The sequence below is a fragment of the Pseudomonas sp. App30 genome, from assembly GCF_047947025.1.
Classification (GTDB): Bacteria; Pseudomonadota; Gammaproteobacteria; order Pseudomonadales; family Pseudomonadaceae; genus Aquipseudomonas.
Map to the genome: position 1 here is coordinate 1,974,151 of NZ_CP133165.1, position 12,944 is coordinate 1,987,094.

Here is a 12,944-nt window from a genome sequence, read left to right on the forward strand (position 1 = left end):
CCCGCCTACTGCCCACCGCCCTGCCAGCCGCCGCCCAGGCTCTGGATCAACGCCACGCTGCCCTGCCCCAGCTGGCCCTGGGTGTCGCGCAGGGTCTGCTCGGCCTGCAGCAGCACCAGCTGCTGGGTCAGCACGTTCTGCCGGCTGACGGTGCCGGCCTGCTGCTGGGCCTGCTGGCTGCCGAACAGCTGCTGGTTGCGCTGGAAGATCTGCTGGTAGGCGTCGGCCTGCTGTTGCAGGTGGTTGAGCGCAGACAGGTTGTCTTCCACGTTCTGCAGCGCCGTCAGCACCGCGCCGCGGTAGTTGGCGGCGTCCTGGTCGTAGCTGGCCTGGGCCTCGTTGACCGACGCGCGGCGGGCACCGCCGTCGAAGATCGTCTCGGCCAGCGCCGGGCCCAGCAGCCACACCCGGTTGGGCAGCGAGAACAGCCCGCCCAGGGCGCTGCCGCGGTAGCCGCCTTCGGCGCTGAGCGTGAGGTTGGGATAGAACGCCGCCTCGGCCACGCCAATGCGCGCGTTGGCGGCGGCCGCCGTGCGCTCGGCCGAAACCACGTCGGGGCGCCGTTGCAGCAGGGTCGACGGCAGCGTCAGCGGCGGTCGCAGCACCCCGAATGAATAGTCGTTCAGCGGCGCCAGGCTAAACTGCGCCGGTGCCTGCCCCACCAACACCGCCAGCGCGTGTTCATACTGCTCCCGCGAGCGCTGGGACGTCTGCAACGCGGCCACCACCGTGGTCAGCTGGTCCTGGGCCACCAGCAGCTGGTCGTTGGTGGCGGTGCCCTGGACGAACTCGGCCTGGGTCATGTCCTGCAACTGCTGGTCGATGCGCTGTTGCTGCTGCAGCAGGCGGACGTCGATGTCCAACTGGCGCACGGCAAAATAGTCGGTGGCCACGCTGGCGGCGATGGACAACCGCACCCCGGCCAGCAGCGCGTCGGAGGATTGCGCCAGGGCGTTGCTCGACTCGATGCCGCGGCGCACCTCGCCCCACAGGTCCGGGGTCCAGCTGGCGGTCAGGGTGGCGCTGACCGACTGCACCACGCCGGTGCTGGCGGTGGTCGTGCCCGTGGTGGTGCTACCGGTGGAACCGCTGCCGCCCACGCCCCGTGTCCCGGACAAGCCCACGCCCACCGTCGGCCACAGGCTGGCGCGGCTGGCCGCCACCTGGGCGTCGGCCAGGCGGTAGGCGGCCTCGGCGGCGATGATCGACTGGTTGGCGGCCGCCGCCTGGTCAATCAGCTTATTGAGCAGCGGGTCGCGGTAGTCCAGCCACCACTGGCTGTGCAGCGCCCCCTGGGGGTTGGCCGCCGCCCGCTCGAACGCCGCGCCTTCCTTGAAGCCCTGGGGCAGCGGCTGCTGCGGGCGCTGGTAGTCGGGCCCGACCATGCAACCGGCCAGAAGCGCCACCAACGCCGTGACAATGAGCATGCGCATTCAAGTCTCCTTGCCGTGCCGGCGCACGCGCGCCGAGGCCCGGTCGAGCCACAGGTAGATGACGGGCGTGGTGTACAGCGTCAGCACCTGGCTGAACAGCAGCCCGCCGATGATCGAGATGCCCAGCGGCCGCCGCAGCTCGGAGCCGTAGCCATGGCCCAGCACCAGCGGCAAGGCGCCGAGAATGGCCGCCAGGGTGGTCATCATGATCGGCCGGAAGCGGATCAGGCAGGCCCGGCGGATGGCCTCGCGGGCGTCCAGCCCCTGGGCGCGACGCTCGCTGAGGGCGAAGTCGATCATCATGATGGCGTTCTTCTTGACGATGCCGATCAGCAGGATCACCCCCACCAGGGCGATGATCGACAGCTCGGTGCCGGTCACCAGCAGCGCGATCAGCGCGCCCACCCCGGCCGACGGCAGCGTGGAGAGGATGGTCAGCGGGTGCACCAGGTTTTCATAGAGTACGCCCAGCACGATGTACACCGACAGCAGCGCGGCGGCGATCAGCAGCGGCTCGCTGGCCACCGAGGCCTGGAATACCTGGGCGGTGCCGGCGAACTGGCCGGTGACGCTGGCGGGCATGCGCAGCTGCGCCACGGCGTTATCCACCAGTACCGTGGCCTGGCCGATGGAGGTGCCCGGCGCCAGGTTGAACGACACGGTCACCGCCGGGAACGTGCCCTGGTGGCTGATGGAGATGGCGGTGCGGTCGATGCTGTAGTCGGCCATGGCCGCCAGCGGCACCAGCGCCGAACTGGCGATGCTCGGCGCCGCACCGCCGCGGGCGCTGGAGGCCACCGCGCCCACCGGCACGTAGATGCCCTTCAGCGCCATGGGGTCGCGCCAGTACGGCGGCGCGATCTCCATGACCACGTGGTACTGGTTGGCCGCGCGGTAGATGGTCGACACCTGGCGCTGGCCGAACGCGTCGTACAGGGTCTGGTCCACCGCCGACAGGCTCACGCCCAGGCGCGCGGCGCTGTCGCGGTTGACGTGCAGGTTGGCCAGCAGGCTGTTGTCCTGCTGGTCGGTGTTGAGGTCGGTGAGCTGCGCCAGCGGCCGCAGCACGTCCAGCACCTTGGGCACCCACAGGTCCAGGTCGGCCTGGTCATCGGCGGTCAGCGTGTACTGGTACTGCGCGCCGCTCTGGCGGCCGCCCACGGTGATGTCCTGGGCCGATTGCAGGTACAGGCGCGTGCCGGGCATGTCGCCCAGGGCGTGGCGGATCTGCCCGATCACCGCGTCGGCGCCCACGCTGCGCTGGCCCAGCGGCTTGAGGGTGATGAACAGCTGCGCGCTGTTGATGGCGCCGCTGCCGCCGCCACTGCCGCCCACGAAACCACCGACGTTTTCCACGTTGGAGTTGCTCATCACCGTGCGGTTGATGCGCTCGAAGCTCTGCTGCATGGCCGCGTAGGACACGCTCTGCGCCGCCAGTATCGAGCCCTGCAGGCGCCCAGTGTCTTCCTGGGGGAAGAAGCCCTTGGGGATCAGCACGTAGAGCAGCGCCGCCAGCGCCACCACCATCAGCGTCACCAGCCCGGCCAGCAGCGAATGGTCGATGACCCAGCCCAGGGTGCGGTCGTAGAAGCGATGGAAACGCGAGTCCGGGTGCTCGCCCGCCTGCTCGCCGCCCGCGTGTTGCGGGCGCAGCAGCACGCTGCACAGGCTGGGGGTGACGGTGAGCGAGACCAGCATGGAAATCACGATGGCCACCGACAGGGTCACGGAAAACTCGCGGAACAGCCGCCCGACAATGCCGCCCATCAGCAGCAGCGGGATGAACACCGCCACCAGCGACACGCTGATGGTCAGCACCGTGAAGCCCACCTCGCGCGCGCCCTCCAGCGCCGCCTGCACGCGGTCGGCGCCCTGCTCCAGGTGGCGCATGATGTTCTCCACCACGACGATGGCGTCGTCGACCACGAAGCCGGTGGAAATGGTCAGCGCCATCAGCGACAGGTTGTTGAGGCTGTAGCCCAGGAAATACATGGCGCCGAAGGTGCCCAGCAGCGACAGCGGCACGGCGATGGCCGGCACCAGGGTGCTGCGCCAGTCGCGGAAGAAACAGAAGGTCACCAGGGTCACCAGCAGCACCGAAATCAGCAGGCTGACCTCCACGTCGTGCAGCGACGAGCGGATGGTGGTGGTGCGGTCCATGAACAGGTTGAGCTTGATGCCGTTGGTCAGCGAGGCCTGCAGCAACGGCAGCGCGGCCTTCACCGCGTCCACCGTATTGAGCACGTTGGCGCCCGGCTGCTTGAACACCACCAGCAGCACCGCCGGCTTGCCGTTGGACAGGCCGAAGTTGCGCAGGTCCTCGACGTCCTCGCGCACGTAGCCCAGGTCGGCGATGTGCACCACGTCGCCGTTGCTCTGCTTGACGATCAGCGGCGCGTAGCCGCCGGCCTGGTAGAGCATGTCGTTGGCGGCCAGGGTGTAGTTGCCGCCGTTGCTGCTGATGGTGCCCTTGGGCAGGTTGGTGTTGGCGTCGGCGATCACCCCGCGCACCTGCTCAAGGCTCACCCCATAGTGGTTGAGGCGGTCGGGGTTGAGCTCGATGCGCACCGCCGGCAGCGCGCCGCCGCCAACGATCACGTCGCCCACCCCCGAGGTCTGCAGCAGGCGCTGTTGCAGCACCGTGGAGGCCACGTCGTACATCTGCCCCGGGGTGGCGGTGGCCGAGGTCATGCTGATGATCAAAATCGGCGAATCGGCCGGGTTGACCTTGCGGTAGGTGGGGTTGCCCGACAGGTCGCTGGGCAGGTTGGTGCGTGCGGCGTTGATGGCCGCCTGCACGTCGCGGGCGGCGCCGTCGATGTCGCGGTTGAGGTCGAACTGCAGGTTGATGCGGGTGGCGCCCAGGGTGCTCGACGAGGTCATCTGGGTGATGCCCGATATCTGCCCGAACTGGCGCTCCAGCGGCGTTGCCACCGAGGTGGCGACGGTGCTGGGGTCGGCGCCGGGCAGGCTGGCGCGCACGCTGATGGTGGGAAAATCCACCTCGGGCAGCGGCGCCACCGGCAGCAGGTTGAACGCCAGGATGCCGAACAGCGCCAGCCCCAGCGCCAGCAGCGTGGTGGCGATGGGGCGCTGGATGAACGGCGCCGAGAGGTTCATGGCGCGGGCGCTTCAGCGCTCGGCTGGCCACCGCCCAGGCGCTGCTCCAGGCCGTTCATGGCAAGGAAGATCACCGGCGTCGAGAACAGCGTCAGCAGTTGGCTCAGCAGCAGCCCGCCAATGATGGCGATGCCCAGCGGGTGGCGCAGCTCCGAGCCGATGCCAGTGCCCAGGGCCAGCGGCACGGCGCCGAACAGCGAGGCCATGCTGGTCATCAGGATGGGCCGGAAGCGCAGCTGCGCCGCCTGGCGGATCGCCGCGGTGGGGTCCAGGCCCTCGTTGCGCTGCAGCTCCAGGGCGAAGTCGACCATCATGATGCCGTTCTTCATGACGATGCCGATCAGCAGCACGATGCCGATCAGGCCGATGATGTCGAACTGCGTGCCGGTCAGCCACAGCGCCAGCAAGGCGCCCAGGGCCGCCGACAGCAGCGTGGAGAGAATGGTCACCGGGTGCACGAAGCTCTCGTAGAGAATGCCCAGCATCAGGTACACCACCACGATGGCCGCCAGCACCAGGAACAGCTGGTTGCCCAGGGACGACTGGAAGGTGGCCGCGGCGCCTTCGAGCTGGGCCTGCACGGTGATCGGCAGGCCCAGGTCATGCTCGATCTGCCCCAGCCGCGTGACCGCCGCGCCCAGGGTCTGCCCCGGCGCCAGGTTGAACGAGACGTCGGCGTAGGGGAACTGGCCCTGGCGGTTGAGGGTGATGGGCGCGCGTATCACCTGCTGGCTGGCCATGCTCGACAGCGGCGCCACGCCGCCGCTGGCGGTGTCCACGTAAAGGCCGGTGAGCAGGTCGGCGAGGTTGCCGGGTTGGCGGTCGCTGGCCAGCACCACGTGGTACTGGTTGAGCTGGGTGTAGATGGTCGACACCTGGCGCTGGCCGAAGGCGTCGTACAGCACGTCGTCGATGGCCTGGGGCGTCACGCCCAGGCGCGAGGCGGTGGCACGGTCGAAGGTCAGCTGGATCTGGTTGCCGAACTGCAGGGCCTGGCTCTGCACGTCGGCGAACATCGGGTCCTTGCGCATGGCCGCCATCAGCGTGTTGGTCCACTGCTCCAGCGCCTGGGTGTCGATGGCCTGCAGCCCGAGGCGGTAGCTGGTGGTGGAGACGGTGGAGTCCAGGGTCAGGTCCTGCACCCCGTGCAGGTACAGGCGGATGCCCGACTCGTCGCTGTTGGCGTCGGCCAGGCGGCGGATCACCACCGCGCTGCTGTCACGCTCGCCGCGCGGCTTGAGGTTGATCAGCAGGTTGCCCTGGTTCAGCGTCGGGTTGGTCTGGTCGATGCCCACGAAGGACGACAGGCTGGCCACCGCCGGGTCCTTGAGGATGCGCGCGGCCAGGCGCTGCTGCTCGTCCTGCATGCGCGCGAAGGACACGCTGGGCGCGGCCTGGGAAATGCCCTGGATCAGGCCAGTGTCCTGGTCGGGGAAGAAGCCCTTGGGAATCACCAGGATCAGCCACACCGTCAGCAACGCGGTGATGACGATGGACACCAGCGTCAGTGCCTGGTGCAGCAGCACCCAGTCCAGGCCTTTCACGTAGTAGTGGTTGATGCGGTCGAAGAAGTCCTCGCGGCGCTCGCCCTTGCGCGCCTTGAGCAGGCGCGCGCACAGCATGGGCGTGAGGGTCAGGGTGATCAGCGCGGAAATCACGATGGTCACCGCCACCGTGGTGGCGAACTCGCGGAACAGCCGCCCCACCACGTCGCCCATGAACAGCAGCGGGATCATCACCGCGATCAGCGCCACCGACAGCGAGATGATGGTGAAGCCGATCTGCGCCGAGCCCTTGAGCGCGGCCTGCAGGGGCGTCTCGCCGTCCTCGATGTAGCGGGTGATGTTCTCGATCATGACGATGGCGTCGTCGACCACGAAGCCGATGGCGATTGTCAGCGCCATCAACGTCAGGTTGTTCAGGGAAAAGCCCAGGGCGTAGGCCACGGCCAGGGTGCCGATCAGCGTCAGCGGCACGGTGAGCGCCGGGATCAGCGTAGCGGCCAGGTCGCGCAGGAAGACAAAGATGACGATCACCACCAGCAGGATCGCCACCCCCAGCTCCAGCTGCACGTCGGTGACCGAGGCGCGGATGGTCTGGGTGCGGTCGGTGAGCACGGCCACCTTGAGGGTGCCCGGCAGGCTCGCGCGCAAGGCCGGCAGCAGGCGCTGCACGCGGTCCACCACCTGGATGACGTTGGCGCCGGGCTGGCGCTGGATGTTCAGCACGATGGACGGCGTGGCGTTGGTCCAGGCGGCCTGGCGCGGGTTCTCCGGGCCCTGGATGGACGCGGCGATCTGCGCCAGGCGAATCGGCGCGCCGTTCTTGTAGCCGATGATCAGGTCGCGGTACTGCTCGGCCGACTGCAACTGGTCGTTGGCGCCGATGGAATAGGCCTGGAATTTGCCGTCGATGTTGCCCTTGGCCTGGTTGACGTTGGCGGTGCCCAGGGCCGTGCGCACATCATCCAGCGACAGCCCCAGCGCGTTCAGCGCCGAGGTATTGGCCTGCACCCGCACGGCGGGGCGCTGGCCACCGCTGAGGGTCACCAGGCCGACACCGGTGATCTGCGAGATTTTCTGCGCCAGGCGGGTGTCGGCCAGGTCCTGGATTTTGGTCAGCGGCAGCACGTCGGAGGTCAGCGACAGGGTCAGCACCGGCGCGTCTGCCGGGTTGACCTTGCTGTACACCGGCGGGTACGGCAGGTTGGCCGGCAGGAAGGTGCCGGCGGCGTTGATGGCCGCCTGCACCTCCTGCTCGGCCACGTCCAGGGACAGCGCCAGGTCGAACTGCAGGGTGATCACCGAGGCGCCGTCGGAGCTGGTGGAGTTCATCGACTTGAGCCCGGGCATCTCGCCGAACTGGCGCTCCAGCGGCGCGGTGATCGACGAACTGATCACCTCGGGGCTGGCGCCGGGGTACTGGGTGAACGCCTGGATGGTGGGGTAGTCGACCTCGGGCAGCGCCGACACCGACAGCAGGTGGTAGCCCAGCAGGCCCACCAGCAGCACCGCGACCATGATCAGCGCGGTGGCCACCGGCCGCTCGATGAACGGCCGCGAGACATTCATGGCGTGGCGACCTTGACCGACGAACCGTTGTCCAGCTTGTCGGCGCCCTCGGTCACCACCTGCTCGCCGGGCTTCACGCCCTGGTCGAGGATGGCGGTGACGTCACCGGTGGCCGGGCCCAGCTTGACCACCCGCAGCGCCGCCTTGTCGCCGTTGACCACGAATACGAAGTCGCCTTGGCTGCCGTGCTGGATGGCCTGGGTCGGCACCACGGCGATCTGCGCCAGGCGGTCGGCCTGTAGCCGGGCGTTGACGAACTGGTTGGGAAACAGGTGATTGGCCGGGTCGCTGAACTGCGCCTTGACCTTCACCGTGCCGGTGCTGGTGTCCACCTGGTTGTCCAGCGCCAGCAGGTTGCCGGTGGCCAGCAGGTCGTGCTTGTTGCGGTCGTAGGCCAGCACCGTCACCGGGCCCTTGGCCATGGCCTGGTCGATGGCGCCCAGGTCGTCCTCGGGCACGGCGAACACCACGGTGGCGGGCTGCAGTTGGGTGATCACGGCGATGCCGGTGCTGGTCTGCGGGTTCACGTAGTTGCCGGGGTCCACCAGGCGCAAGCCGACCACGCCGTCCACCGGTGAATAAAGGGTGCAATAGCTGACCTGCACTTCAAGGTTCTGCACGCTGCCCTGGTCGGCGGCCACGGTGCCCTGCTGTTGCTGCACCAGCGAGCGCTGGGTGTCGAGGGTCTGCTGGCTGACCGAGCCCACCTTGATCAGCTGGCCGAAACGCACCAGGTCGCGCTGGTCGTTGGCCAGCAGCGCCTGGTCGTGCAGCAGCACGCCGCGGGCCTGGGCCAGCTGCGCTTTCAACGCACGGTCGTCGATGCGCGCCACCACCTGGCCTTTTTTCACGTGCTGGCCTTCCTGGAACGGCACCTCGGTGAGCACGCCGGCCACCTGGGTGACCACGGTGACGGTGCGGGTGGGGGTCACCGTGCCCAGGGCGTCGATGTACACCGGCACGTCCTGCTGTTTCACCGGCACCACGGCCACCGGCTCGGCGGCGGGCGGAGGCTTGGGCTTGGCCCGGCCGGCCAGCAGGTGGTAGACCAGCCAGCAGGCCAACAGCACCAGCACGATGCCGGCAAAAATGACCAGACCACGACGACGCTTGGGCACGGGCGAACACCTCGGGTGTCACGGGCCAGTGATAATGGCCACTAGCCTGTCTTCCTGAAAAATTCTAGCAGCGGCCCCCAACGCCACTGGCCCAACCCGCCCTCCATTCAGGTAGCCGACAGGCCGCCCGTCGCCCGCCCCAAGTTGAGCCCCGCGCGAGCACGGTGCTACCATGCCGCACCGCCCAGCAGGCAAGGAATCATCGGCTTTATGACCACCATTCGCGAGCGCAACAAAGAACTGATCCTGCGCGCGGCCAGCGAAGAATTTGCCGACAAGGGCTTCGCCGCCACCAAGACCAGCGACATCGCGGCCAAGGCCGGGCTGCCCAAGCCCAACGTCTATTACTACTTCAAGTCCAAGGAAAACCTGTACCGCGAGGTGCTGGAAAGCATTATCGAGCCGATCCTGGCGGCTTCGACGCCGTTCAACCCCGAAGGCGACCCGTTCGAGGTGCTCGGCGGCTACATCCGTTCCAAGATCCGCATCTCCCGCGACCTGCCGGCGGCGTCCAAGGTGTTCGCCAGCGAGATCATGCACGGCGCCCCGCACCTGAGCCCCGACCAGGTGGAACAGCTGAACGTGCAGGCCAAGCACAACATCGACTGCATCCAGACCTGGATCGACCGCGGGCAGATCGCCCACGTCGATGCGCACCACCTGATGTTCAGCATCTGGGCGGCGACCCAGACCTACGCCGATTTCGACTGGCAGATCGCCGTGGTCACCGGCAAGGCGCGGTTGGACGAGAGCGATTACGAGGCGGCGGCGCAAACGATCATCCGGATGGTGCTGAAGGGCTGCACGCCCGACGCATAAAGGCCCTGTGGGAGCTGGCTTGCCAGCGAGCTTTTGGCGCCCCGGAAAACTCGCTGGCAAGCCAGCTCCCACAAATTTATGCGCTCACACCCGCATCAGCGCTCCAGCCCAGCGCTTCGATCGCGCTGATCGCACAGCGCTCGTCCACATCGGACACATCCCCGCTGATTCCCACCGCGCCTATCACCACGCCCTGCTGGTCACGAATCAGCACCCCACCCGGCGCCGGCACCACACCGCCCTGCCCCAGCCCGTTCAACGCCGCGAAAAACGCCGGGCGTGCCTGCGCGTCCGTCGCCAGCAGGCGCGAGCCCTTGCCCAGGGCGATGGCGCCCCACGCCTTGCCAATGGCCACGTGGGGCCGCAGCAGGCTGGCGCCGTCCTGGCGTTGCAGGCTCACCAGGTGCCCGCCGCTGTCCAGCACCGCCACGGTAAGCGGCGCGGCCTTGATGTCGCGCCCCGTGGCCAGGGCGTGTTCGGCGAGACGATTGGCAGCAGCCAAGGTAATGGCAGTCATCGGCAGATCCTCTTGAATGAAAAATCGACACGACAAATAGAGCACAAATACAAAATTTATTGTATACAATATCGCAAATATTCCCGACCAATGGCCTGCAAACGCCATCCCTCGGCAAAAGCGAAAAGGGTTTGACCTGAAGCCGGTGCCGTGAATAAACTCGGCCAACAAGCCACTTGTATACAATTACAAAACACAAAGAGGCACAAAACCATGAGCAAAATGAGAGCAATCGATGCAGCCGTTCTGGTGATGCGCCGCGAAGGTGTGGAAACCGCCTTCGGCATTCCCGGTGCCGCCATCAACCCGCTGTACTCGGCCCTCAAGAAGGTCGGCGGCATCGACCACGTGCTGGCCCGCCACGTCGAAGGCGCCTCGCACATGGCCGAGGGCTACACCCGCACCAAGGCCGGCAACATCGGCGTGTGCATCGGCACTTCGGGCCCGGCGGGCACCGACATGGTCACCGGCCTGTACAGCGCCTCCGCCGACTCCATTCCCATCCTGTGCATCACCGGCCAGGCGCCCCGCGCCCGCCTGCACAAGGAAGACTTCCAGGCCGTGGACATCACCAGCATCGTGAAGCCGGTGACCAAGTGGGCCACCACCGTGCTGGAACCGGGCCAGGTGCCCTACGCCTTCCAGAAAGCCTTCTATGAAATGCGCTCCGGCCGCCCTGGCCCGGTGCTGATCGACCTGCCGTTCGACGTGCAGATGGCCGAGATCGAGTTCGACATCGACGCCTACGAGCCGCTGCCCGTGACCCGCCCCACCGCCAGCCGCACCCAGGTGGAGAAGGCCCTGGCCATGCTCGACCAGGCCGAACGCCCGCTGCTGGTAAGCGGTGGCGGCGTGATCAACGCCGACGCCAGCGCCAAGCTGGTGGAGTTCGCCGAGCTGACCGGCATCCCGGTCATCCCCACCCTGATGGGCTGGGGCACCATCCCTGACGACCACCCGCAGATGGTCGGCATGGTCGGCCTGCAGACCTCGCACCGCTACGGCAACGCCACCCTGCTCAAGTCCGACGTGGTGCTGGGCATCGGCAACCGCTGGGCCAACCGCCACACCGGCTCGGTGGACGTGTACACCGAAGGCCGCCGCTTCATTCACGTGGACATCGAACCCACGCAGATCGGCCGCGTGTTCACCCCTGACCTGGGCATCGTCTCTGACGCAGGCGCAGCCCTGGACCGCTTCCTGGAAGTGGCCCGCGAGTGGAAAGCCGCTGGCAAGTTGAAGGACCGCAGCGCCTGGCTCGCCGACTGCCAGCAGCGCAAGGCCAGCCTGCAGCGCAAGACCCACTTCGACAACGTGCCGGTCAAGCCCCAGCGCGTGTACGAGGAAATGAACCAGGTGTTCGGCAAGGACACCTGCTACGTCAGCACCATCGGCCTGTCGCAGATCGCCGGCGCGCAGTTCCTCCACGTGTACAAGCCACGCCACTGGATCAACTGCGGCCAGGCAGGCCCGCTGGGCTGGACCATTCCCGCAGCCCTGGGCGTGGTCAAGGCCGACCCGAGCCGCAAGGTGGTGGCGCTGTCGGGTGACTACGACTTCCAGTTCATGATCGAAGAGCTGGCCGTGGGCGCGCAGTTCCACCTGCCGTACATCCACGTGGTGGTGAACAACTCCTACCTGGGGCTGATCCGCCAGGCCCAGCGCGGCTTCGACATGGACTACTGCGTGCAGCTGGCGTTCGAGAACATCAACGCCCCGGAAATCAACGGCTACGGCGTCGACCACGTGGCCGTCGCCGAAGGCCTGGGCTGCAAGGCCCTGCGCGTGTTCGAACCGGCACAGATCCAGCCGGCGCTGCGCAAGGCCCAGGCGCTGATCGAGGAGTTCAAGGTGCCGGTGGTGGTGGAAATCATCCTGGAACGGGTGACCAACATTTCCATGGGCACCGAGATCAACGCCGTCAACGAATTCGAAGACCTGGCGCTGGTCGGCAACGACGCCCCTACCGCCATCTCGCTGCTCGACTGATTTTTCTAGGAGGCTTTCATGCCGCGTTTCGCCGCCAACCTGTCGATGCTGTTCACCGAACAGGACTTCCTCGCCCGCTTCAAGGCCGCCGCCGATGCCGGTTTCAGTGGCGTGGAATACCTGTTCCCGTACGACTTCAACTCCGCCGAGATCAAGGCGCAACTGCAGGCCCACGGCCTGACCCAGGTGCTGTTCAACCTGCCGGCCGGTGACTGGGCCAAGGGCGAGCGTGGCATTGCCTGCCACCCTGACCGCGTCGAGGAATTCCGTGCCGGCGTGGACCTGGCCATCGCCTACGCCCAGGTGCTGGGCAACACCCAGATCAACTGCCTGGCCGGCATCCGCCCCCAGGGCGTGGACTGCGCCACGGTGAAGGCCACCTTCGTCGCCAACCTGCAGTACGCCGCCGACAAGCTGCAGGCCGCGGGCATTCGCCTGGTGATGGAGATGATCAACACCCTCGACATTCCTGGCTTCTACCTGACCACCACCGACCAGGCGCTGGCGATCCAGGCCGAGGTGGGCAGCGCCAACCTGTTCCTGCAGTACGACATCTACCACATGCAAATCATGGAAGGTGACCTGGCGCGCACGCTGCAAGCGCACCTGCCGCGCATCAACCACGTGCAACTGGCCGACAACCCCGGCCGCCACGAACCGGGCACCGGCGAGATCAACTACCGCTTCCTGTTCGAGCACCTGGACAAGATCGGCTACCAGGGCTGGGTGGGCTGCGAGTACAAGCCGCTGACCACCACCGAGGCTGGCCTGCATTGGCTCAAAACGCATAACGCCGTCTGACACCTGTGGGAGCTGGCTTGCCAGCGAGCTTTTCAGAGGCCCCAGAAGCTCGCTGGCAAGCCAGCTCCCACAGTGC

The 12,944-nt window shown here is 67.3% G+C and carries 8 protein-coding genes; 3 read left to right on the top strand and 5 right to left on the bottom strand.

Annotated elements, in window-relative coordinates; all coding sequences use genetic code 11:
- Positions 1-5: 5 nt before the first annotated feature.
- Genes RAM80_RS08965 through RAM80_RS08980 form a run of 4 tightly spaced genes read right to left on the bottom strand, consistent with a single transcriptional unit; the run spans position 6 to position 8,742 of the window.
- Positions 6-1,433 (bottom strand): efflux transporter outer membrane subunit, encoded by a 1,428-nt coding sequence (locus RAM80_RS08965; RefSeq protein WP_416425944.1) that lies wholly within the window; start codon positions 1,431-1,433, stop codon positions 6-8.
- Complete coding sequence (locus RAM80_RS08970) at positions 1,434-4,553, bottom strand: efflux RND transporter permease subunit (RefSeq protein ID WP_416425946.1); 3,120 nt, start codon at positions 4,551-4,553, stop codon at positions 1,434-1,436.
- The gene (locus tag RAM80_RS08975; RefSeq protein WP_416425948.1) at positions 4,550-7,624 is read right to left on the bottom strand and encodes an efflux RND transporter permease subunit; all 3,075 of its coding nucleotides are present in this window, start codon (positions 7,622-7,624) and stop codon (positions 4,550-4,552) included. Before RAM80_RS08975 ends, RAM80_RS08970 begins: the two co-directional genes overlap by 4 nt.
- Positions 7,621-8,742, bottom strand: coding sequence for an efflux RND transporter periplasmic adaptor subunit (locus tag RAM80_RS08980; RefSeq protein ID WP_416425950.1), 1,122 nt, complete (start codon positions 8,740-8,742; stop codon positions 7,621-7,623). Before RAM80_RS08980 ends, RAM80_RS08975 begins: the two co-directional genes overlap by 4 nt.
- A 210-nt stretch (positions 8,743-8,952) precedes the next feature.
- Here RAM80_RS08980 and RAM80_RS08985 point away from each other — a divergent pair, with 210 nt between their 5' ends.
- Positions 8,953-9,561 (top strand): TetR/AcrR family transcriptional regulator, encoded by a 609-nt coding sequence (locus RAM80_RS08985; RefSeq protein ID WP_416425951.1) that lies wholly within the window; start codon positions 8,953-8,955, stop codon positions 9,559-9,561.
- Positions 9,562-9,637: 76 nt separating this feature from the next.
- Here RAM80_RS08985 and RAM80_RS08990 read toward each other — a convergent pair whose 3' ends face one another.
- Entirely contained in the window at positions 9,638-10,078 is a 441-nt protein-coding gene (locus RAM80_RS08990) for a GlcG/HbpS family heme-binding protein (RefSeq protein ID WP_416425953.1), read from the bottom strand.
- A 213-nt stretch (positions 10,079-10,291) separates the two neighbouring features.
- On the opposite strand from RAM80_RS08990, the gene gcl reads away from it, so the two are divergent.
- On the top strand, positions 10,292-12,067 hold the full coding sequence (gene gcl, locus RAM80_RS08995) for a glyoxylate carboligase (protein ID WP_416425954.1): 1,776 nt from the start codon (positions 10,292-10,294) through the stop codon (positions 12,065-12,067).
- An 18-nt stretch (positions 12,068-12,085) separates the two neighbouring features.
- Positions 12,086-12,868, top strand: a complete 783-nt coding sequence (hyi, locus tag RAM80_RS09000; RefSeq protein WP_416425956.1) for a hydroxypyruvate isomerase — start codon at positions 12,086-12,088, stop codon at positions 12,866-12,868.
- Positions 12,869-12,944: the final 76 nt, after the last annotated feature.

Excerpts from the sequence above, each read along its gene's own strand:
- hyi (WP_416425956.1), top strand. The coding sequence starts at position 12,086 with ATGCCGCGTTTCGCCGCCAACCTGTCGATGCTGTTCACCGAACAGGAC.
- RAM80_RS08975 (WP_416425948.1), bottom strand. The coding sequence starts at position 7,624 with ATGAATGTCTCGCGGCCGTTCATCGAGCGGCCGGTGGCCACCGCGCTG.
- RAM80_RS08965 (WP_416425944.1), bottom strand. The coding sequence starts at position 1,433 with ATGCGCATGCTCATTGTCACGGCGTTGGTGGCGCTTCTGGCCGGTTGC.
- RAM80_RS08990 (WP_416425953.1), bottom strand. The coding sequence starts at position 10,078 with ATGACTGCCATTACCTTGGCTGCTGCCAATCGTCTCGCCGAACACGCC.
- RAM80_RS08970 (WP_416425946.1), bottom strand. The coding sequence starts at position 4,553 with ATGAACCTCTCGGCGCCGTTCATCCAGCGCCCCATCGCCACCACGCTG.
- RAM80_RS08985 (WP_416425951.1), top strand. The coding sequence starts at position 8,953 with ATGACCACCATTCGCGAGCGCAACAAAGAACTGATCCTGCGCGCGGCC.
- gcl (WP_416425954.1), top strand. The coding sequence starts at position 10,292 with ATGAGCAAAATGAGAGCAATCGATGCAGCCGTTCTGGTGATGCGCCGC.